The sequence below is a fragment of the Paraburkholderia sp. RAU2J genome (assembly GCF_003634845.1).
Lineage (GTDB): Bacteria > Pseudomonadota > Gammaproteobacteria > Burkholderiales > Burkholderiaceae > Paraburkholderia > Paraburkholderia fynbosensis.
In genome coordinates, this window is record NZ_RBXG01000002.1 from 899,733 (window position 1) to 919,508 (window position 19,776).

The window sequence follows — 19,776 nt, forward strand, 5'->3', positions numbered from 1 at the left end:
TATTATCGCTCACGAGGGCGTGGGGCCATCCGGCGTGCGCGGTGACCGTTCGAACGCGACGGCGCTGGACGGCCGCCATGCGAGCAACAACGAGATGACAAGCGAAAGGATCAGAACGTTCGACGGCGAGACGAGCCGATGTTCGGTCGCGGCCATCACAAGCAGGCAAACCGACGAGATTTCGACGAACCGGAACGCGGCGAAGTTTTGTCCCCGGCCGATCAGCGCGGCGGCCGCCGCGCCGTGCTGGCTCCATTCAATCAGCTTCCAGAAAAAACTCAGTAACAGCGCGAGTCCAACCAGGCCTAGTTCCGCGAGAAAGTTGAGGTAGGAGTTGTGCGCATGCGAGTCGCTATGTTCGATCGACACGTCCGACGGAATACCCACGGCGTGGAAGTATGAGACGACGCTGCCGATATGGTCGTCGAATGAACCGAACCCGAGGCCGATGATCGGGCTTTGTTCGAAGTACATGAGCGCGCGTGGCCACAGCCATTCGTAGCGGATGCTCAGATTGGCGACCTTCGCATCCTGATTCTGAATCGTGAAGGAGTAACCCATATAGTTGACCGTCGGGTCCGTGTTGTAGAGCCCCATTGCGATGGAAGCCACGAGAAGACTGGCTATCAGCGAGGCCAGCATCCAGCGCTTGCGGCCGAAGTAGAGATAGGGCAGCGCCGCTAGAACGCCCAGCAGCGAACCGCGGCTATAAGTGGAGAAAAGCATCAACGCGTTGGCGGCCAACAGCGCAAGAATCAGCCTGCTGCGCCTTTGCAGATAGCACGCGGCGCCCAGGCAGAACAGCATCGCAAAGAAGCCGCCGGCTGCGTTGCGTGCAATAAAGTAGCTGCCAAAGCTCGCATCGGGATGGATGAAAATGCTCAGTAAGCCATTCTCAAGAATGTAGTAAGCGTAAAGCGGCAGGTTGATCACCACTGCAAACACGAAGAACGTGCGAAGCACTTTGTTCAGATCCCAGCGGTGCATGTACAGGCAACCGGCAAAGATCGGCGCATAGGAGATGAAAAAATTGCCGTCGCGGCGGTAAAAATCGAATTCAAGAAACGACGCGGGATCGTAGAGCAGTGTCGACACCACGATCAGCAGCGTCAGCAAGGTGAGTGGCGTGATAAACGCGGGGTAACTTCTGCCGAAAAAGCGCCATGAACATAAGAGGAGCGGGGCAAGACCTACCGCGCTTACCGGTACCAGATTGGTCACAGTCAGGAATAGCGCAAGTAACGATATGTAAGCCATTGCGACTCCCAGGAAAACCAAATGGCGCACAGGGCCCCGAAGACTCGTCCATGTGGAGACAGCCGCCATGGAGTCGGAGACGGAAAGCCAGCGTCGGACTGGCATGGACAACATCGGTGTCCGTATCTTTGAGGAATCAAACGTGAGCACGTTAATTGCACGGTACCACGTGTCGTCATTGATTTCCAACCTCGGCGTATGCCGGTGTTGGCTGCGTAAGCTTCATCCAGATACTCAAGAAATCCGGCCCCACGAGCAGAGCCAAAATCTCCACTGTTCGCGCCACGTATGCTGTGGTGCAGCGTGGGCTGTCTATGATTGATCACATCGAGTGCGGCGCTATGGGCATCAGTCTGTCGGCATAACGCCGGTTCGCTTTCATTGCCTTTACGCGATCTGCCGCGACCCGATCGCGCCGATGCTTGCGTTGAGAAGCCGAATCAGACCGATAGGCCGCTACGTACATCCTCCGCGCAACGAACTGGTTGGCTCTGTCCGTCCGTTACAGACGTCCTGTCATTAATCACATGAGAAGTCTTTGACGCGCTTCGCGTCGCCACGCGTGATGCGCGGACATCGAGCGGGCGCTCTCGCGCCGGCATCAAGCTAAGGGAGCTTATATGGGAAAGGTTACGGCAGTGACGGACGCAACGACGGATGCCGATTCGATCGAAAGGGCTCTGGTGGACTATCCGCCGCTCGTGCAGGTCATTCTCGCCGGGGGATCGGGGACTCGTCTGTGGCCGATGTCGCGTGAGCAGTTTCCGAAGCAGTTGATCGACCTGATCGGTAACCAGACATTATTGCAAGCCACGATGGGGCGCATGGCGGGCTTCAGCAGCTTCTGGGATGTGTCGGCCGACCCGGTCGTCGTCTGCGGTACCGAGCATTATTTTGCCACTTACGAACAGGCGCGCGAGGTCGGGGTGAACGCGCGCATCGTGGTGGAGCCCGCGCGCCGCGATACCGCGCCGGCGCTTACGCTCGCCGCATTGGCCGCTTGCGCCGATGGACAGGACGCCATTCTGGTCGTGATGCCCGCTGATCATTCGATAGCCAATCTCGACGCGCTTCATCGCGCCATCGACGTCGCAGCGCGCCACGCACAAGCGGGCTCGATCGCCACGTTAGGCGTTCCCCCTGACCGCGCGGACACCGGTTTCGGCTATATCCGGCTCGGTAGCGAGTTGCGCGATGGCGCACGTCGCATCGAGCGCTTCGTCGAGAAGCCCGCAGCGGAACTCGCCGCTCAGTATGTGGAGTCGGGCAATTACTGGTGGAACAGCGGGATGGTGGTGGTCCGTTCATCGGTATGGCTTGCGATGATCGAACGTTTTCAGCCGGAGATACACGCTGCGTGCGTTCAGGCGCATCAGGGCGCGAGAAAAACCACCGAGTGCGTCATTCCCGACGCCGCCGAATTCCTGCGCTCGCCCTCAGATTCGATCGATTACGCCGTGATGGAACAGTTAGGTAAACCTGATTCGCCTTTCGCCGGCGTGGTGGTGCCGCTCGACGCAGGCTGGTCGGATCTCGGGTCGTGGGATGCGGTCTGGCAGGCGATGGAAAAGGACGACTGCGGCAACGCATCGAATGGGCGCGTGCTGTTCGAAGGCGCGACCGCAACCTATGCGCGTTCGCAAGGCGGCCGGCTGCTTGCCTGTGTCGGCACGAACAATCTGATCGTGATCGAGACCGACGACGCCGTGCTGGTGGCGGAGCGCTCGCACGTGCAGGACATCAAGGGACTGGTGTTGCGCATCAAGCGGGAAAAATCGCCGGAAGCCGACGCACATCGAAAAGTGCGCCGGCCGTGGGGCTTTTACGATTCGATCGACCACGGCGATCGCTTTCAGGTCAAACGCATCGTCGTGATGCCGGGCGCCCGCCTGTCGTTGCAGATGCATCACCATCGCGCGGAGCATTGGGTTGTCGTGAGCGGGACGGCGCTCGTCACGCGTGGAGAAGAACAGTTTCTTCTCGGCGAAAACGAGTCGACGTATATCCCGCTGGGCATACGTCATCGTTTGGAAAATCCTGGCCGCGTGCCGCTGCAGATCATCGAAGTTCAGTCTGGAACCTATCTTGGCGAAGACGACATCGTCAGATTCGACGACAAGTATGGGCGTTGCGGCTGAATCAGGCGGGTCGAACGGATGCGTGCTCTTAGGGGGCTGCAATGCGATTGATTACTGGTCTACTGGCAAGATTGTTCGACGTGGCGATGATCCTCTCGGGCGCTCTCGTGGCCTCGCAGATCCGCTTCGAAACGGACTCGCAGCGCAGTTTCTATCTGGCGTTCGTCGCCTTCGCGGCGGCCTTTGCACTCGCGGTGTTTCCGGCGCTGGGCGTGTACGAGTCATGGCGCGGCCGCTCCAAGCGCGCGCTCGCGGGGCACGTCGCGCTCGGCTGGCTGCTCGTTCAGGCGTGCGCGATGGTGCTGATGTTTTCGCTGCACCGGATCGATTTCGTGTCGCGTCTCTGGTTCGTGTATTGGACCGGTATTTCGGGTGCGGCGATGATGGCCGGGCGCATGGTGACGCATGCGTTGCTCGGCCGGATGCGCAATGCGGGTTTGAATTTGCAGCAGGTTGCGGTTGCGGCGTGCGCAGAGCATTGCGACGAGATCATTCGTAAGATGGAAATGTCGCCTGCCGCCGGTTTTCGCGCCAACGCGTTGTATAACCTGCGCCCGGGCAGCGCAGTCGCGACCGCGGCGCCCGTCAGGGTCTTTGAAGAGCATGCCGCTTTTGCCCGCTACGTTCGTGAGCAGAATATCGGCGAAGTGTGGCTGGCGTTGCCGCTGACCGAAGAGCGTTCGATTCTCCGGCTCGTCGACGAGTTTCGCAACGACCTGATCAATATCCGGTTCATGCCGGATGTGCGCACGCTTGCGCTCTTCGAAGGCAGCATGACCGACCTGCTGGGGCTGCCGACGATCAATCTGGCCGCGTCGCCGCTACCGCCCAAGGCAATGGTGCAGAAGGAACTGTTCGACCGGTTTTTTGCGCTAGGGGCGCTGATCGCGGTGTCGCCGATTCTGCTCGCCTGTGCGATTGCCGTGAAGCTGAGTTCGCCCGGCCCGGTCTTCTTCAGGCAGCGCCGCAAAGGCGCGGACGGGCGGGTTTTCAGCATTTACAAGTTTCGCACCATGCGTCTGCACGAGCAGAAGCCGGGCTTGCTGGAGCAGGCGACACGCGATGATCCACGCATTACGAAGGTGGGCGGATTCCTTCGGCGCACGAGTCTCGATGAACTGCCGCAGTTCTTCAATGTGCTGCGCGGCGATATGTCGGTGGTGGGGCCGCGTCCTCACGCGCTCGAACACGACGATCTCTATCAGCACATCGTGTCAGGCTATATCCACCGCTACCGGATCAAACCCGGCATCACCGGATGGGCGCAGATCAACGGCTTTCGCGGTGAAACCGATCGCATCGAAAAGATGGAGGGCCGTGTGGCGCACGATTTGTATTACCTGCGCAACTGGTCATTCGCACTGGACGTCAAAATCATTTTCGCGACTGTATTCAAGGGGCTTCATCATCCTAATGCTTACTGATCTTAGATCGAGGCCCCAGTAATACGGTACAGGAAGTCGGGTTGTGGTTGTGGAAAGCAGAGCCCCGAATGGCCCAGGTATAAAAATGGCGGTATATCGGTGGTGTGTTGAGCGGAAATGCCGCAGACGAACAGGGCGTTATCCGCAGCGAGCGGGTCGGCAATCAGGAACCCATACGGAGACAGGACGTGAGCGAACAGTTATGGTGCGTCCATATCGAAGGGCTGAACGACTTCATTGCCACCGATTCCCACGAATCGGCGAGGCAAGAGGCGTTGGCGATCAATGCCTATATCGACAGGGCCGAGAAAGGTCCGCGTGCGGCGATCCTGCGGGCAGTGGTGATCGAGTGGCCGTTCACACCGGCGAGTCATGCGCGTTCGCTCCACGATGACTGGCACGATTTGCAGAACATGCCGCACAGAAAGGCGTCCACGAGTGGACCCGATGGTGTGCTGGGGAGCATCGCACGGCGTGTCAAAGAACTGGTGTCGGTGGCGCGCGGCAAGTAGCGTGAGCCTGCGCGGTGGCGGCGAACGTCCTCGCCATTTGTAACGCGGTAATTTTGCGCAACACAACCGTAGCCTGAATGTCGGGCTGCGTGTCTACGATGTCGGCATGTCCTCTATTCACCGACGAGGTAGCCGATGCTGACCCATCACGAAGTCGCGACCCTGCTGCGCCTGAGCGATGCCGAAAGGCGTCCGCAAGAACTCGATGCGGAAGTACTTGCGCTGAGCCGCTATGAGCTGGTCGAGATCGCCTGGCGCGACGACGGCGATATCTCGACACTCAAACTGACGGGACGCGGTCGCGAGCTTGCGCGGCGTCTGAGCAGGGATAGCGACGGCGTCTGAGTTGCCGTAGCCTGTTGCCCATGATCGGCACGAGTAGCATGCCGATGGAAGCCACTTCAGGCGGCAAATGATGCAGCGTCGCGAACCACGCCAGAGAGCAGACACCCCCCCTCGGTACCAGGATCATGTAGGTCAGCACGTCCCAGCCCGCGGTGTTGAGTGCCGTGATGTCCGGATGCTCGATCAGCAATCCCGCTGATGACCATCGCCACGCAACCGGGTTCGACCTGCCACGCGACCAGCGTAATCGGTGCAACGGTGAGGGGTGTGCGTGTGATGGCGGCGCCCAGCGCAAACAGCACCGCCGCGAGCAGCAGCGTCGCCACAGCGGCGACACCACGCGAGAGCAACGCAAGCCACTGCCGTAGCGGTATTGTCATCGCGGGCCCGTTGAGGGCCCGGCCGGTTGCCGCCACCGAAGCAAAAACACACCGGCTCATCCTGCGGGCTTCATTGGAATAGATTGGATGATTGCCTGAACGACCGTCATGGCAACGCGTGCGAGACGGCGCGCAACGGTTTTACCCGGCGCCGGCATCTCCGCCCTGAGCCATGATCAGATCGAGCGATGCAGCGAGAATCGATTTCGCGAGTTGCTTGTCGTCCACCGCCCGCGCCAGCGTCACCGCCCCGATGATGGTCGCGACGATGCCAAGCGCCGCGCTCTTGCTTCGACCCGCCAGTGTCTCGGCGATTTGTGCCGCCAGCGTATGTACGTAGGCTGTCAGCTGCTCGCGAACTTCGGGGCTCGCATGGCGCGCCTCGCCGGCGAGCGCGCACAACGCGCAGCCGCTGCCGGGGTTCCTGATATGACGCTCGCCGAGAAACGCCTCCGCAATCGCCTGCAGCGGCTCTTTTGCGTTGGACGCGCCCGTTCCGGTGTGCAGCGCTTCGATACGTTCCCGGCTTTGCGCGACCGCGTATTCGAGCGCCTCGACAATCAGCGCGTCGCGTGAATCGAAATGGCCGTAGAACGCGCCATGCGTGAGTCCGGCGCTGCGCATGCAGTCCGCGACGCCGAGCGCGGCGATCCCGTCTTCACGAATTTGCCGCGCCGCCGTTTCCAGAACGCGCTGCCTGCTTTCAGCCTTCTGCGCCTGTGAGTAGCCCATTTTTCCGTTCTCCGACACTTGACAATCTGCATGATGATCATAATACTGAAAATGTGCATGATGATCAACATGCAGAATGATGATGAGGGAAGGTCCTCGAATAGTTCGTTTGTCAGCAGCGGCACGAAGCCGCTTAACCGTTCAGGGCGTCGCGCGGCCGTGGCTTACGGAGCGTGCCGGCGGAGCGATCCAGGAGAAGGAAGATGCGTTTCACAGGAAAGACAGCGTTGGTCACGGGTGGGAATAGTGGCATCGGTTTCGTCACGGCGAAGCTGCTGATTGCCGAAGGCGCGCGAGTGGTAATCACGGGCCGCGACCGGGCCAAGCTCGATCAGGCGGTGGCGGAGTTGGGCGAAAACGCGCTAGGCGTGCAGGCTAATCTTGATGACGAAGCCGCAATCGGCGCGCTGTTCAAGCAGATCGAAAGCGCGTTTGGCGCATTGGACATCGTGTTCGCCAACGCCGGCATTTCCGCACCGACGCCGCTCGGCGGCACATCGGCCGCAGCGTTCGACGCGATTCTTCGCACGAACCTGACGGCGGTGTTTCTGACGGTGCAGGCGGCGCTTCCGTTGATGAGCGAAGGTGGCTCGATCGTATTGAACGGTTCGGTGATGCGCGAACTCGGCTCGCCGGGCTCGGCCGCTTATTCGGCCACCAAGGCGGGCATCACCGGCATGGCGAAGGTCTTCGCATCCGAGCTCGTGCAGCGCGGCATCCGCGTGAACACGGTGATTCCGGGCGGCACGCGCACGCCGATCTGGACGCGCGGCGCACGCGAGGGCGCAACGCTCGACGGAACCGAACAGGCGCTCTCACCGCGTATTCCGATGGGCCGTCTTGCGGCGCCGGAAGAAGTGGCGGCGGCGGTGCTGTTTCTTGCGTCGAAGGACGCCTCGGGAATGACCGGCGCCGAGATTGTCGTGGATGGCGGCACGATCGGCGCGCCGTGGGGTGCGCAGATGTATCGCGCGGCCTGAGTGAGGGAAGAGAGCGGGTGCCGGAAGCTGGCTGGAAACGCAAAAAACGGCACCCTGTGACTCACTTTCTATCGGCGCACCGCCGGCGAAGTGCTCGACGTCGTCCGGCAACCGTCACGTCTCGCGGCTGAGCGCGCGAAAGCGGCCGGGGCTCTGCCCGGTCGAGCGCTTGAATGCGATGCTGAACGCGGTGTCGGACAAATAGCCGATGCGCAACGCGATGTCGGTCAGCGACGCTTCCGAGTGCTTGAGCGCGGAACACGCGATCGTCATCCGCCACTGCGCGAGGTATTCGACGGGCGCACTGCCCACCTGGCGGCGAAAGCGCGCCGCGAACGCGGTGCGCGACATACCCACCGCGTACGCCAGGCTCTCGACGGTCCAGCGTTCGCCAGGCTGCGCGTGCATCATCGACAACGCGCTGCCGATCTTCGGATCGGCAAGCGCCCCGAGCCAGCCCTCGGGTTGCGGCGTAGACGCGAGATAAGTTCGCAGCACCTGCACGAGCACCAGCGCCGCAAGACTGCTGCGCGCGATGTCCGCACCCGCATGCAGGCCGGTCGTTTCCCATTCGAGCAGATCGAGCAAGCGCGACAGCGCCTGCGAACCTAGCTCCGCGGCGCGCAGATGAATCAGCGGCGGCAAATGGCTCAGCAGCTTGCCTGTGACGTCGTTTTCGAACGTGAAGCGGCCGCTCGCGATGATCACGCGTTCGGGATCACGTCGCCCGCCGCCTTCACCATCACCATTACCTTCACCTTCACCGCGATAACGCACGACGCCATCCGCGCTGCGAATACGACGGTAAGTTGCCGGACCATCGAGCGGCGCGCGGCATGGGTCGCTTGCCGAATAAAACGGCTGACCGTCCGTCAGCATGTAGAAATCGCCTGGTTCGAGCGTCAGCGGCGCCTTGCTGTCTTCGATCCACAGATGAGAGCGGCCCGCCAGTACCCCACCGAACTTGATGCCCTGATACGCGGGGAAGCGGAACGCCCACGCCCCACTGCCTTCGAACCGGGACGACAGAACGCTGCTCACGCGCAGCATCGAGAGTACGTCGGAAAGCGCGTCCATAAATGTACGGTCTAATAGGAATGAGGGCTTTTCTATTATAGGCACGGAGGTTTTACGGCGGGATCATAGCGCCATCCACGCGACGAACCGTGCGGCTCGATGCAACGACAAGCGAGCCGTGGCAACGCGCATACACGGAGGATCTCTTCGATGAAAGCATGGCAACTCGAACGGCTGGGCGGCGCCCTGAGTCTGAACGATATTCCGGTGCCGCAACCGCGCGCGGGCGGCGTCGTGGTTCGCGTCGAAGCGTCCTCGCTGATGTCGTACATGAAGGCCTACGTGGACGGCAAACTGCCGATCTACCACGCACCTTCACAGCCGTTCGTCCCGGGTGGCAATGGCGTGGGTATCGTACATTCGGTGGGTCGCGACGTGTGGCATCTGCGTCCCGGGCAGCGTGTCGTTCTGTCGTCGTATTTCGTCGCGCAGGAAAACGTGCGGGAGCCCGCACAGGTTTTGCTGGGCGTAACCGCTAACGGCGCGGCAGCAGAGCGCGTGCAGGCCGACTGGCCCGACGGCACGCTGGCCGAATACGCGTCGTATCCCGCCAGCGCGGTGACGCCGGCCGACGATCTGCCGCATCTGAGTTCCGTTCAGCTCGCGATGACCACCCGCTGCATCGTGCCGCTCGGCGGGCTGTTGCGCGGCCGGCTCGCCGCCGGCGAAACGCTGATCGTGTCCGGCGCGACGGGCGCCTATGGCACCGGCGCCGTGCTGCTTGCCTTGGCGATGGGCGCGAGCCGGATCGTCGCGGTGGGGAGAAATGCGCGAGCGCTCGAGGCGCTTGCGGCGCTCGACCGTGCGCGGGTCGTCACGGTCACGGCCACCGGCGACGTGCAGGCCGACGCGCAAGCGCTGCGCGAGGCTACGCACGGCGGCGCGCATATGGCATTCGACATGGTCGGCAATGCGAGCGATCCCAATCTCACGCTAGCGGCGCTACGTGGTCTCGCGCAAGGCGGCCGGCTGGTTCTGATGGGCAGCATGGCCGTGCCGCTGCCGATTCCCTATACCGAAGTCATGTTGAACGGCTGGGAAATTGTCGGCCAGTTCATGTATCCGCGTGAGTCGTATCGTCGGCTGCTCGACCTGGTTCGCAGCGGGCAGCTCGATCTCACCAAGCTACACCCCCGTGTCTATCCGCTCGCCGCGCTGCCCGAAGCGATGGAGGCGGCGGCCTGCGCGAGCAGCTTCGAATGCGTGGTTATCGATCACGAGCAATGATATTCACGCGAGCGCTCATATACATATCGCAATCGATTCATTCCCACGACCCGCGACCGCCGCTACGCTTGTCACTCAATCGTAAGCGAGGACATATGGCCGCATCCGTTTCCCCGTCGTTTTTCCAGCGACGCCGTGCGCTGAAGCTGCTCGGCGCCACACCGGCACTCGCCGCGAGCGTGTTTGCTTTACGTGCTGCACACGCAGCCGGGGGCAGCGTCGACCACGCTCGTGCTAGGCGACCAGGCGGGCGGCACGCGCGCGCTAGTCGAAGCCGCCAAGGTGCTCGACGGTGCGCCGTATGCGTATCGCTGGGCCAACTTTCAGGGCGCGGCGCCGCTCTTCGAAGCACAACGCGCGAACGCCGTCGATCTCGCGCCGGCAGGCGACTTGCCGGTGCTTGCGGCCGCGCTCGGCGATCCCACGTTGAAGATCGTCGCAACGCGAGTCGGCTCGGGTGCGCAACTGGGCATTCTGGTCGCGCCGAATTCGAAGATCGCCACGGTGGCGGACCTGAAAGGGCGCACGGTGTTCGTGTCGTCGGCGCGCGGCAGCATTTCGCAGTTCCAGCTCTATGGCGCGCTTGCCGAGGCGGGACTGTCGAGAGACGACGTGACGGTCCGCTTCATTCTGCCGGTGGACGCGTTCGCGGCGTTCGCATCGGGATCGATCGAAGTGTGGGCGACGTTCGATCCTTACTACGGCATCGCCGTGCAACGCGGCGCGCGGATTCTGCGCGACGGCACGGGTATCAATAGCGGACTGGGCTTTATCACCGCCTCGGGCGCCGCGCTCGCGGATGTGCACAAGCGCAAGGCGATCGCCGATTTTCTGCTGAGGCTGCAACGCGCGGGCGATTGGGCGTTGGCCAATCCCGACGCCTATGCACAGATCTACGCGACGCTGACACGCTCGCCGATCGATGCCGCGAAACGGATCACGCAGCGCGCGTCGCTGAAGCAGCATTTCGTCACCGACGCCGACATCGACGCGCTTCAGAAGGTCGCCGACAGCGCGAACCGCGACGCGATTCTGCCGCGCAGTATCGACGTGCGTGCGATCTCCGACACGCATATCGCGAGCGTTTGAGTGGTGCGTCGTTGTATCTGCGCATGACGAACGCCTCGACGCGCAATGCCGAAGCGTTCATCACGCCACACGCATCACGCCGGAAGCGGCACGTCCTCGATCAACTCCGCCTGCACCGCACGGATTCGGCGATCGACGAAATACCCGCCACCTTCGACGTAGCGAAGATAAAGCCGCGTACACAATGAGCACTGCCAGAGCGCGCAGCGGTTGTACGGGAAGTAGCGCGGCGCGATCGGCGCATCGGCCGACCAGTAGTTCGTCTTGCCCGGCAGATACTCGCTGAAGGTCGGTTCGGGATCGTCTTCCGGCAACAGCGTGCCGATTTCCTCGAACTGCGTCTCGTCGAGCGACAGCGGCTGCGATTGCCAGCCGTCCAGCGGCGTTTTCGTGCGTGCGCAAGGCGCGGTGGCGCGCGTTTGCGCCGCGCGAACGAGTTCGAGCAGGGTTGCAGCGTTCAGGTATTGCGCCATAGGGCTCACAGTCAGGTTGTTCATCATCCGGTCAGCGGTGCGAAGGCGATCCGGTCTGCGGTCACGTCATGCGTGCGCAGGCATTGTGCCTGCAGACTGCATGCAGGCCGGCAGCACGCGGCGAACGCCTCAGCGATAACCAGCGGTGATCGCAGTATCGAAACAATTCATTGGTCAATTATCGCCGGTGTCCAGATAATGGCCGCACAAAACTGAGCGCCGCGCTCCCTACGCGGCTGGACGCATCAGCAGCCCGCCTCCCGAGTCATACGGGGCAACGAGGCGAAATATCCGGAGGAGACAGAGACAATGTTGCATCGACCCAAAGTCAGTCGAGCGATTCTCGCGATCATGTGCGCGATGTCGTTCATCATGTATCTCGATCGCGTCAATCTGTCGGCAGCGGCGGGTCTGATCCGCGACGACCTGCATTTGAGCAACACCCACGTGGGGCTCGTCTTCGCTGCATTCGCGTACACGTACACGATCTGCCAGGTGATCGGCGGCTGGGTCAGCGATCGCTTCGGGGCGAAGCTCACGCTCGTCACCTGCGCGAGCATCTGGATCGTCGCGACGGTCGCCACCGGTCTCGCGGGCGGTATCGTCTCGCTGTTCTGTGCGCGCATGCTGCTCGGCATCGGCGAGGGTGCGGCATTGCCGGCGCAGGCCCGCGCATTGACCAACTGGTTTCCTTCCAGCAAGCGCGGCTTCGTGCAAGGGCTGACGCATTCGTTCTCGCGGCTCGGCAATGCCATCACGCCGCCGTTCGTCGCGTTGCTGGTCGCGTACTCGTCGTGGCGCGCATCGTTCTTCGTGGTCGGTGCGTTGACGTTCGTGTGGGTCGTGGTCTACGCATGGTATTTCACCGACAACCCGCGCAAACATCGTCATATGACCGCGCAGGAAGAAGCGGAATTGCCGCCAGCGGGCAAGGTGGTGGTCGAAAAAACGGGCGAGCCGACACCGTGGCGGCGTCTTCTCAAACGCATTGGGCCGACCATGCTCGTGTACTTCTGCTATGGATGGACCGGCTGGCTCTTCTTCACGTGGTTGCCGACTTTCTTCATGCATGGCCGCGGTCTCGACCTGAAAAGCTCGGCGATGTTTTCGGCCGGCGTGTTTCTGTCCGGCGTGGTCGGTAACACGGCGGGCGGCGTGATCAGCGACCGTGTGCTGAAGCGCACGCGCAATGTCGTCGCGGCGCGGCGCAATGTGATTATCGGCGCGTTCCTCGGTGCGCTGGTATTCCTCGCACCGGTCATGGTGGTGAAGTCGTTGCCGGTGATGGCGGCCTGCATGAGCCTGTCGTTCTTCTTCCTCGAAATGACGATTGGGCCGGTGTGGGCCGTGCCGATGGACATCACGCCGAAACACGTCGGAGTCGCGAGCGGGCTGGTGAATGCGGGCTCGGCGGTAGCGGGGATTTTCACGCCGATCGTGTTCGGCCTCGTGGTGGATCGCACGGGAAGCTGGACGCTGCCGTTTGCCGGGTCGCTTGGGCTGCTCACGGTGGGGATCGTCGCGACGTTCTTCATGCGGCCGGATATTCCGCTCGACACGATCACCACGTCCGACGATCTCGAGAATCGCGGCGAACTCGAATTCGCCGGGCGTTCAAGACGTTGAACAAATCGTTGCGTGGCGGCGCGCCGTTTGACGACGCCACACTTCACATCCGCCAGGAAGCGCCACTCACCCCGCGCGAATCGAGTCGATCACCAGTTGCGTGGCCGGCGTGATGCGCCGGTTCTTGCGCAGAATCAAGCCATAGGGCGCGAGCCGTCCGCGCAGCGGCGTGGCCACGGCGGCAATCGCGTCGAGTTCGACGTAATACTGCGCGACCGAACTGGGCAACACGGCGAGCATGTCCGAGTCGCGCAGCAGCGACAACGTGGTCAAGATCGACGACGTCTCGACCGTGCTGACCGGCGGCGCGACCCGCGACTCGCGGAAGGTCTGGTCGATCACTTGCCGCATCGGACTCGGATGCGGCTGAATGATCCATGGATAGCGTGCGAGCTCCGCGAGCTTTGGCCGCACGGTCGCGAGCGCAGCCGGATGATCGGGGCGCACGACGATCGACAACGCCTCTTCCGACAAGGTCTCGAAGCTCAGGTCGAGCGCCGGAAAGCCATCAGGAATCCGTCCGATCACGATATCCAGCTGGTCCTGCTGCAACGATTGCACGAGCACGTCGCTGGTGTCGATCGTCACCGCCATCTGCAGACGCGGATGTGCTTCCTTCAGCTTGACGATGGTCTGTGTGAGCAATTCGGGCGACGGCGCCATCACCGCGCCGATGCGCACCTTGCCGATGTCGCCGGCCTCGATCGCGGCCAGTTCCTCGCGCAACTCGTCCAGATCTTCGAACACCACGCGCGCATAGCGCATCACGGCCTCGCCGAAGACCGTCGGTTCCATGCCGCGCGCATGCCGCACGAACAGCGATACGCCGATCGTATCCTCAAGTTCCTGTAAGGCTTTGGTGGCAGCGGGCTGGGTCATGGCCAGTTCGTCGGCGGCACGCCGCAATGATTCGGTTTCCGAGAGCGCGACCATCAGCTGCAGATGGCGCAGACGCAGACGTTTGCGAATGGCGGAGGCGGGCGCGATCATGTGAGCGATAACTCCAGGGAATCAGCTGATTCGATTTATTCAATGGTCAGTTATTGGATAGTTTCGCACACTAGCGGCTATCGAACGACTCGCGGCTTACACTGACAAGCCGGGTCGATGAATAAATTCAAGGAGACGAAGCATGATGACGACCGCCGGCGCGGCGCTCGACAGCGCGATTGCGAAAGCGCGCACGAGGCTGCTGCCCTTTCTGATCCTGATGTACGTGCTGGCTTTTATCGATCGCGCGAACGTCGGCTTTGCGAAGAACGTGCTGCAGGCCGACACGGGTTTGAGCGACGCGGCCTTCGCGTTCGGCGCGGGCATCTTCTTCATCGGCTACGCCGTGTTCGAGGTGCCGAGCAATCTGCTGATGTACCGCTTCGGCGCGCGCGTCTGGATGAGCCGTATCATGGTCACGTGGGGCATCGTGTCGGCGTGTACCGCGCTGGTTCACGACGCTACGAGTTTCTACGTTCTGCGCACGCTGCTCGGCATTGCCGAGGCCGGTTTCTTCCCCGGCATCATTCTGTTCCTGTCCAACTGGTTTCCTGCCAAAATCCGCTCGCAAACGATGGGCATGTTCTATTTCGGCTTTCCGCTCGCGTTGCTGCTCGGCAGTCCGGTCTCGGGTCTGTTGCTCGACTCTGGCAATCCGTTCGGCCTGTTGCCGTGGCAATGGCTGTTCGTCGTCGAGGGGCTGGCGGCGTCGGTGGTGGGCGTCGTCGCCTATTTCTATCTGACCGACCGGCCCGCGAAAGCCGCCTGGCTCGATGCGTCACAACGTGATGCGCTGGCTCGCGCTCTGCGCGAAGAAGACGAGCACAAGCTCGCGCATGGCCCGGCTTCGGTGCTCGCCGCATTGTGCGACTCGCGCGTGCTGTTCTGCGCATTGATCTATTTCGCGGTTCAGATGAGCGTCTACGGCGTGGTGTTCTATCTGCCGACGCGCATCGCCGGACTCACGGGCGGCCACGTCGGCACCAAGGTCGGCTTGCTGAGCGCCATTCCGTGGATCGCGGCGATCGTCGGCACTTTCTGCGTGACGCGCATGGCCGATCGCCAAGGCAATCACCGGAACTGGGCGGCGGCCATGCTCGCACTCGCGGCGCTCGGCATCGGCGCATCCGCGCTCACCTCGTCCGTTGTACTGGCGCTCACGGCATTCTGCGTCGCCGCGATCGGCTTCGTTTCCGTGCAACCGCTGTTCTGGACCTTGCCGACCGGCTATCTCGGTGGCGCCGCAGCCGCGGGCGGCATCGCGCTGATCAATTCGATCGGCAACCTCGGCGGCTTCGTCGCGCCCAACCTGAAGGGCCTCGCCGAACACTGGGCCGGCTCGCCGCAAGCCGGGATGCTGTCGCTGTCGGCGGTCGGTCTGATCGGCGCGGCGTTGCTGCTCACGTTCCGACGCGCGCCGCGCTCGTCCGCATCCGTTTCCCGTCATTCCGTACCGCTCGGCGAACGCCCGGGCCACTAACTCTTTCGAGGAATCATCGACATGAAAATCAAGCATATCCGCACGCGCGTCTTCGAATGGAAAGGCAAGGTCGTGCCACCGCAGGCGCATTTCTGCACCAACGCGGTGGACATTCTCTACGAACGTGGCGATGCGATGGGCTCGTTCCGCTTCCACGGCTGGCTGGTGGTGGAGATCGAATGCGACGACGGCACGGTCGGCATCGGCAATTGCGCGCTCGCGCCGCGCGTCGCCAAGCAGATCATCGACGAATATCTCGCGCCGATCGCGATCGGCGAGGACCCGTTCGACAACGAGTACATCTGGCAGAAGATGTATCGCCGCACGCTCGCCTGGGGCCGCAAAGGCATCGGCATGGCGGCGATTTCCGCCGTCGACATCGCGCTGTGGGACATCATGGGCAAGGCGGTGAAGAAGCCGGTGTTCAAGCTGCTCGGTGGGCGCACCAAGGAGAAGATCTGGTGTTACGCGTCGAAGCTCTACAACAACGACGACCGCGACGCGTTTCTCGGCGAAGCGCAGGGCTACCTCGAAGACGGCTTTACGGCAATGAAGATGCGCTTCGGCTATGGTCCGAAAGACGGCCCGAAGGGTATGGCGAAAAACATCGAACAGGTGCGGCTGTTGCGTGAGCTGGTCGGCGACGAGGTCGACATCATGCTCGAATGCTACATGGGCTGGACGCTCGAATACGCGCGGCGCATGCTGCCGCGTCTCGCCGAATTCAATCCGCGCTGGATCGAGGAACCGGTGATTGGCGACGACATCGAGGGCTATCAGGAACTGAAGAAGATGAACATCATTCCTGTGTCCGGCGGCGAGCATGAGTTCACCAGCTACGGCTTCAAGGATCTGCTCGAACGACGCGCAGTCGACGTGATCCAGTACGACACGAACCGCGTGGGCGGCATCACGGCGGCGCGCAAGATCAATGCGATGGCCGAAGCGTGGTCGGTGCCGGTGATTCCGCATGCGGGGCAGATGCACAACTATCACCTGACGATGGCGAGCACCGCGAGTCCGATGTCCGAGTTCTTTCCGGTGTTCGACGTGGAAGTCGGCAACGAACTCTTCTACTACATCTTCGATGGCGAGCCGCGTCCGGAGAAAGGCTACCTGCAGCTTTCCGACGATACACCGGGCCTCGGCATCACGTTGAGCGACAAGCACCTTTCGGATTTCACTATCATCGAGTAAGACGGCTTGCCAGCTCGACAAAAGGAACAGGATGAGCAACATGAAACCACGCATTGCAGTGCTGCTCGGCGACCCCGCCGGCATCGGTCCGGAACTGATCGCGCGTTTGCTCGCGCAGGCCGGTAACCGTGCGCGCGCCGAGCTGCTGATTATCGGCGACCGGCGCGAGCTGGAGACCGGCATGCAGATCGCGGATCAGCGCTTCGAGTACGAGGTCGTCGACCACGCGGACGCCGCGTTCCGCCACGCGGGCGTGCCGTCGCTGATCGACTTCCGCTTGCCCGACGATCTGCCTTATGAACGCGCGGTGTCCACCGAGCGCGGCGGCCGCTACAGTCTGGAAGCATTCAAGCAGGCGCTTGCGCTCACGCAGAACAATGTCACGCAAGGCATGCTGTTTGCGCCGGTCAACAAGACCTCGTTGCATATGGCCGGCATGGAAACCGGCGACGAAATGGAATGGTTCGCCCGGCAACTCGGCTACACGGGCAGCTTCTGCGAGTTCAACGTGCTCGATGAACTGTGGACTTCGCGCGTCACGTCGCATATCGCGCTCAAGGACGTCAGCGAAAAACTGTCGGAACAGCGGATCGCCGGCGCGGTGCAGTTGATTCACGATGGTCTCAAACGCGCGGGCAACCCGGCGCCACGCATCGCGGTGTGCGGCTTCAATCCGCACAATGGCGACAACGGTGCATTCGGACGCGAGGAGATCGACGTGATCGCGCCCGCAGTCGAAGCGGCGCGCAAGCTCGGCTATGACGCGCAGGGACCGTTCCCCGCCGACACGATCTTCGTACGGGCGCGCGACCAGAAGGCGTTCGACGGCGTGGTCACGATGTACCATGATCAAGGCCAGATCGCGATGAAGCTGATGGGTTTCTGGCGCGGCGTCACCGTGCACGGCGGCCTGCCGGTTCCAATCGCGACGCCCGCGCACGGCACCGCGTTCGACATACACGGCCGGGGCAAGGCCGATGTCGGCGCAACCCAGAAGGCCTTCGACATCGTCACGCGGATGGCGATGGACCGCGTGTCTCGATGAGCGCATGATGGACGGGATCGACGCGCAGCGCGAGCCCTTCATCCGATGAGGAACCCCTATGCAACTGACCGACTTCGATACGCTGACCTTCGACTGCTACGGGACGTTGATCGACTGGGAGACCGGCATCTTCGAAGGCTTGCGGTCGCTGCTGGAGCGCGTCGAGCCCCGACTCACGCGCGACCAGGTGCTCGAAGCGCACGCGCGGCATGAGTCGTCGCAGCAGAAGTACACGCCCGCGCGGCGTTATCAGGAACTGCTGCCGATCGTCTACAAGCGTCTCGCCGAGGAATGGCGCGTGCCCTACACGCTCGCCGACTGTATTGCGTACGGCGAGTCGATCCGCAACTGGCCGGCGTTCGACGATTCGGCAGCGGCGTTGCACTACCTGAAGCAGCACTACAAGCTCGTCATTCTGTCGAACGTCGACAACGAGAGCTTCACCTACAGCAACGCAAAACTGCAGGTCGAATTCGACGCAATCATCACCGCCGAAGACGTCGGGTCATATAAGCCGTCGCCGCGCAATTTCGAATACATGCTGGAAAAACTCGGCGAGCGGGGCATCGGCAAAGACAAAATCTTGCACACGGCCGAGAGCCTGTTTCACGATCACCAGCCCGCCAACGAATTCGGTCTGGCCTCGTGCTGAATTTATCGCCGGCATGCGAAGCAGGGCTTCGGCGCGACGATGAATCCGGGTTCGCAGCCGAAGGTCGACTTCCGCTTCAACAGCATGGCCGAGTTCGTGAAAGCGCATCAGGAGGCGGTGCGGCAGAAAGTCTGATTGGGCCGCCGGGGTCCCGTCGATGCACGCACCACCAGTTCCGGCAACGGCGCGAGCACCATCGACGGCTGCTGCTCAGGCGCCTGAATCAGGCGAATCAGACTGTCTATCGACAACTCCGCGACCGCCGCGGTCTGGATCGCGACCGTGGTCAGGGCAGGGTGCACCTGATGGGCGAGTTGAATGTCGGTGATGCCGATCACCGACACGTCGTCCGGCACCGCGCGGCCGAGCGTGATCAGCGCCTGCGCGGCGCCGATCGCAAGCAGGTCGTTGGTCGCGAAAATCGCGCTCAGGTGCGGACGGTTCGACATCAACTGCATACAGGCCGCGTAGCCCGCATCGATCGAGTCGCGGATCTGCAGCACCGCGGCGGCATCCGCTTCGATGCCGGCCGCGCGCATCGCCGCGCGAAAACCGTTCGAGCGCGCATCCTGCAAGCCGCCGCAACCGTCGCCGATCAACAGGCCGATGTCGCGATGGCCGAGTTCGAGCAGATGTTTCGCGGCCAACTCGCCCGCATGCGCAAAGTCCACCGCGATGCACGGCAGCGCGGGCGGCGACTCCGGGTGTTCCCACATCGCCAGCAGAATCGGCGCGCTGTGTGTGGCGGACGCGCACAGATCGTTGATCGTGATGTCGGTGTTCATCACGAGCACGCCGTCGGCCAGCGTGCCCGCGATCTGGTTCAGATACGCGCGGCCGATCTCGGCGTCGTCGTCGGTATTGCAGACCATCAGGAAGTGGCCGGTCTTGCGCGCGGCGCGCTCGGCCGCCAGCACGAACTCCGGGTAGAACGGGTTCGAGATGTTCGACAGCATCAGCGCGAGCGTCGACGAGCGGCCCTCCGCCAAGGCACGCGCGTTCAGGTTGGGCCGGTAGCCGAGATCGGCGATGGCCTTCAGCACGCGCTCGGCCGTTTCAGGCCGGACCTTCTCGCGATTGCGCAGCACGTTGGAGACGGTGGCGGCGGTGACGTGCGCCCGCTTTGCCACTTCGGACAGCGTGACCATGGTC

Annotated in this window: 17 protein-coding genes and 2 pseudogenes; 12 read left to right on the forward strand and 7 right to left on the reverse strand. The window is 62.5% G+C overall.

The window, feature by feature from the left end:
* Nucleotides 1–9: 9 nt before the first annotated feature.
* Complete coding sequence (locus tag B0G69_RS21505; RefSeq protein WP_121320819.1) at nucleotides 10–1,257, reverse strand: O-antigen ligase family protein; 1,248 nt, start codon at nucleotides 1,255–1,257, stop codon at nucleotides 10–12.
* Between the two features lie 620 nt (nucleotides 1,258–1,877).
* On the opposite strand from B0G69_RS21505, the gene B0G69_RS21510 reads away from it, so the two are divergent.
* The 4 genes from B0G69_RS21510 to B0G69_RS21525 all read left to right on the forward strand — a co-directional run bounded on the left by B0G69_RS21510 (nucleotide 1,878) and on the right by B0G69_RS21525 (nucleotide 5,676).
* The gene (locus tag B0G69_RS21510) at nucleotides 1,878–3,395 is read left to right on the forward strand and encodes a mannose-1-phosphate guanylyltransferase/mannose-6-phosphate isomerase (RefSeq protein WP_121320821.1); all 1,518 of its coding nucleotides are present in this window, start codon (nucleotides 1,878–1,880) and stop codon (nucleotides 3,393–3,395) included.
* Between the two features lie 41 nt (nucleotides 3,396–3,436).
* Nucleotides 3,437–4,819: an undecaprenyl-phosphate glucose phosphotransferase gene (locus B0G69_RS21515; protein ID WP_121320823.1), complete on the forward strand. Its 1,383-nt coding sequence runs from the start codon at nucleotides 3,437–3,439 to the stop codon at nucleotides 4,817–4,819.
* 188 nt (nucleotides 4,820–5,007) lie between these two features.
* Entirely contained in the window at nucleotides 5,008–5,331 is a 324-nt protein-coding gene (locus tag B0G69_RS21520) for a hypothetical protein (protein ID WP_121320825.1), read from the forward strand.
* 135 nt (nucleotides 5,332–5,466) lie between these two features.
* Nucleotides 5,467–5,676 carry a hypothetical protein gene (locus B0G69_RS21525; RefSeq protein ID WP_121320827.1) on the forward strand — a complete coding sequence of 70 codons (210 nt, stop codon included), beginning with the start codon at nucleotides 5,467–5,469 and terminating at the stop codon, nucleotides 5,674–5,676.
* Between the two features lie 56 nt (nucleotides 5,677–5,732).
* Here the strand turns inward: B0G69_RS21525 and B0G69_RS21530 are convergent, their stop codons facing one another.
* On the reverse strand, nucleotides 5,733–6,056 hold the full coding sequence (locus tag B0G69_RS21530; protein WP_147440753.1) for a hypothetical protein: 324 nt from the start codon (nucleotides 6,054–6,056) through the stop codon (nucleotides 5,733–5,735).
* A 141-nt stretch (nucleotides 6,057–6,197) separates the two neighbouring features.
* A complete protein-coding gene (locus B0G69_RS21535; RefSeq protein ID WP_121320831.1) occupies nucleotides 6,198–6,788 on the reverse strand; it encodes a TetR/AcrR family transcriptional regulator in 591 nt (196 codons plus the stop codon).
* Nucleotides 6,789–6,991: 203 nt separating this feature from the next.
* Here B0G69_RS21535 and B0G69_RS21540 point away from each other — a divergent pair, with 203 nt between their 5' ends.
* On the forward strand, nucleotides 6,992–7,768 hold the full coding sequence (locus tag B0G69_RS21540; RefSeq protein ID WP_121320833.1) for an SDR family oxidoreductase: 777 nt from the start codon (nucleotides 6,992–6,994) through the stop codon (nucleotides 7,766–7,768).
* A gap of 114 nt (nucleotides 7,769–7,882) precedes the next feature.
* On the opposite strand, the gene B0G69_RS21545 is transcribed toward B0G69_RS21540, so the two are convergent.
* Nucleotides 7,883–8,845: an AraC family transcriptional regulator gene (locus B0G69_RS21545; protein WP_121320835.1), complete on the reverse strand. Its 963-nt coding sequence runs from the start codon at nucleotides 8,843–8,845 to the stop codon at nucleotides 7,883–7,885.
* A gap of 150 nt (nucleotides 8,846–8,995) precedes the next feature.
* Between B0G69_RS21545 and B0G69_RS21550 the strand changes: the two genes are divergently transcribed.
* Nucleotides 8,996–10,072 (forward strand): zinc-binding dehydrogenase, encoded by a 1,077-nt coding sequence (locus B0G69_RS21550; RefSeq protein ID WP_121320837.1) that lies wholly within the window; start codon nucleotides 8,996–8,998, stop codon nucleotides 10,070–10,072.
* 95 nt (nucleotides 10,073–10,167) lie between these two features.
* Nucleotides 10,168–11,161, forward strand: a pseudogene (locus B0G69_RS21555) (ABC transporter substrate-binding protein).
* A gap of 74 nt (nucleotides 11,162–11,235) precedes the next feature.
* On the opposite strand, the gene B0G69_RS21560 reads toward B0G69_RS21555, so the two are convergent.
* Nucleotides 11,236–11,634 (reverse strand): hypothetical protein, encoded by a 399-nt coding sequence (locus B0G69_RS21560; protein ID WP_121320838.1) that lies wholly within the window; start codon nucleotides 11,632–11,634, stop codon nucleotides 11,236–11,238.
* Nucleotides 11,635–11,943: 309 nt separating this feature from the next.
* Between B0G69_RS21560 and B0G69_RS21565 the strand changes: the two genes are divergently transcribed.
* On the forward strand, nucleotides 11,944–13,260 hold the full coding sequence (locus B0G69_RS21565) for an MFS transporter (RefSeq protein WP_121320840.1): 1,317 nt from the start codon (nucleotides 11,944–11,946) through the stop codon (nucleotides 13,258–13,260).
* 66 nt (nucleotides 13,261–13,326) lie between these two features.
* On the opposite strand, the gene B0G69_RS21570 is transcribed toward B0G69_RS21565, so the two are convergent.
* Complete coding sequence (locus B0G69_RS21570) at nucleotides 13,327–14,250, reverse strand: LysR family transcriptional regulator (protein ID WP_121320842.1); 924 nt, start codon at nucleotides 14,248–14,250, stop codon at nucleotides 13,327–13,329.
* Nucleotides 14,251–14,395: 145 nt separating this feature from the next.
* Here B0G69_RS21570 and B0G69_RS21575 point away from each other — a divergent pair, with 145 nt between their 5' ends.
* The 4 genes and pseudogenes from B0G69_RS21575 (at nucleotide 14,396) to B0G69_RS21590 (ending at nucleotide 18,759) form a co-directional block, all read left to right on the forward strand.
* Nucleotides 14,396–15,730: an MFS transporter gene (locus B0G69_RS21575; protein WP_121323806.1), complete on the forward strand. Its 1,335-nt coding sequence runs from the start codon at nucleotides 14,396–14,398 to the stop codon at nucleotides 15,728–15,730.
* A 21-nt stretch (nucleotides 15,731–15,751) separates the two neighbouring features.
* Entirely contained in the window at nucleotides 15,752–16,927 is a 1,176-nt protein-coding gene (locus B0G69_RS21580; RefSeq protein ID WP_121320845.1) for an L-rhamnonate dehydratase, read from the forward strand.
* Between the two features lie 40 nt (nucleotides 16,928–16,967).
* Complete coding sequence (locus B0G69_RS21585; RefSeq protein ID WP_199731313.1) at nucleotides 16,968–17,972, forward strand: 4-hydroxythreonine-4-phosphate dehydrogenase PdxA; 1,005 nt, start codon at nucleotides 16,968–16,970, stop codon at nucleotides 17,970–17,972.
* A gap of 58 nt (nucleotides 17,973–18,030) precedes the next feature.
* Nucleotides 18,031–18,759, forward strand: a pseudogene (locus B0G69_RS21590) (haloacid dehalogenase type II).
* Here the strand turns inward: B0G69_RS21590 and B0G69_RS21595 are convergent.
* Nucleotides 18,732–19,772, reverse strand: coding sequence for a LacI family DNA-binding transcriptional regulator (locus B0G69_RS21595; RefSeq protein WP_121320849.1), 1,041 nt, complete (start codon nucleotides 19,770–19,772; stop codon nucleotides 18,732–18,734). The pseudogene B0G69_RS21590 and the gene B0G69_RS21595 overlap by 28 nt on opposite strands.
* Nucleotides 19,773–19,776: the final 4 nt, after the last annotated feature.

Bases quoted from the DNA above. Each gene is read 5' to 3' on its own strand.
- B0G69_RS21540 (WP_121320833.1), top strand. From the start codon at position 6,992: ATGCGTTTCACAGGAAAGACAGCGTTGGTCACGGGTGGGAATAGTGGC.
- B0G69_RS21545 (WP_121320835.1), bottom strand. From the start codon at position 8,845: ATGGACGCGCTTTCCGACGTACTCTCGATGCTGCGCGTGAGCAGCGTT.
- B0G69_RS21505 (WP_121320819.1), bottom strand. From the start codon at position 1,257: ATGGCTTACATATCGTTACTTGCGCTATTCCTGACTGTGACCAATCTG.
- B0G69_RS21535 (WP_121320831.1), bottom strand. From the start codon at position 6,788: ATGGGCTACTCACAGGCGCAGAAGGCTGAAAGCAGGCAGCGCGTTCTG.
- B0G69_RS21575 (WP_121323806.1), top strand. From the start codon at position 14,396: ATGACGACCGCCGGCGCGGCGCTCGACAGCGCGATTGCGAAAGCGCGC.
- B0G69_RS21585 (WP_199731313.1), top strand. From the start codon at position 16,968: ATGAAACCACGCATTGCAGTGCTGCTCGGCGACCCCGCCGGCATCGGT.
- B0G69_RS21580 (WP_121320845.1), top strand. From the start codon at position 15,752: ATGAAAATCAAGCATATCCGCACGCGCGTCTTCGAATGGAAAGGCAAG.
- B0G69_RS21550 (WP_121320837.1), top strand. From the start codon at position 8,996: ATGAAAGCATGGCAACTCGAACGGCTGGGCGGCGCCCTGAGTCTGAAC.
- B0G69_RS21595 (WP_121320849.1), bottom strand. From the start codon at position 19,772: ATGGTCACGCTGTCCGAAGTGGCAAAGCGGGCGCACGTCACCGCCGCC.
- B0G69_RS21530 (WP_147440753.1), bottom strand. From the start codon at position 6,056: ATGACAATACCGCTACGGCAGTGGCTTGCGTTGCTCTCGCGTGGTGTC.
- B0G69_RS21510 (WP_121320821.1), top strand. From the start codon at position 1,878: ATGGGAAAGGTTACGGCAGTGACGGACGCAACGACGGATGCCGATTCG.
- B0G69_RS21565 (WP_121320840.1), top strand. From the start codon at position 11,944: ATGTTGCATCGACCCAAAGTCAGTCGAGCGATTCTCGCGATCATGTGC.
- B0G69_RS21515 (WP_121320823.1), top strand. From the start codon at position 3,437: ATGCGATTGATTACTGGTCTACTGGCAAGATTGTTCGACGTGGCGATG.
- B0G69_RS21570 (WP_121320842.1), bottom strand. From the start codon at position 14,250: ATGATCGCGCCCGCCTCCGCCATTCGCAAACGTCTGCGTCTGCGCCAT.
- B0G69_RS21525 (WP_121320827.1), top strand. From the start codon at position 5,467: ATGCTGACCCATCACGAAGTCGCGACCCTGCTGCGCCTGAGCGATGCC.
- B0G69_RS21560 (WP_121320838.1), bottom strand. From the start codon at position 11,634: ATGGCGCAATACCTGAACGCTGCAACCCTGCTCGAACTCGTTCGCGCG.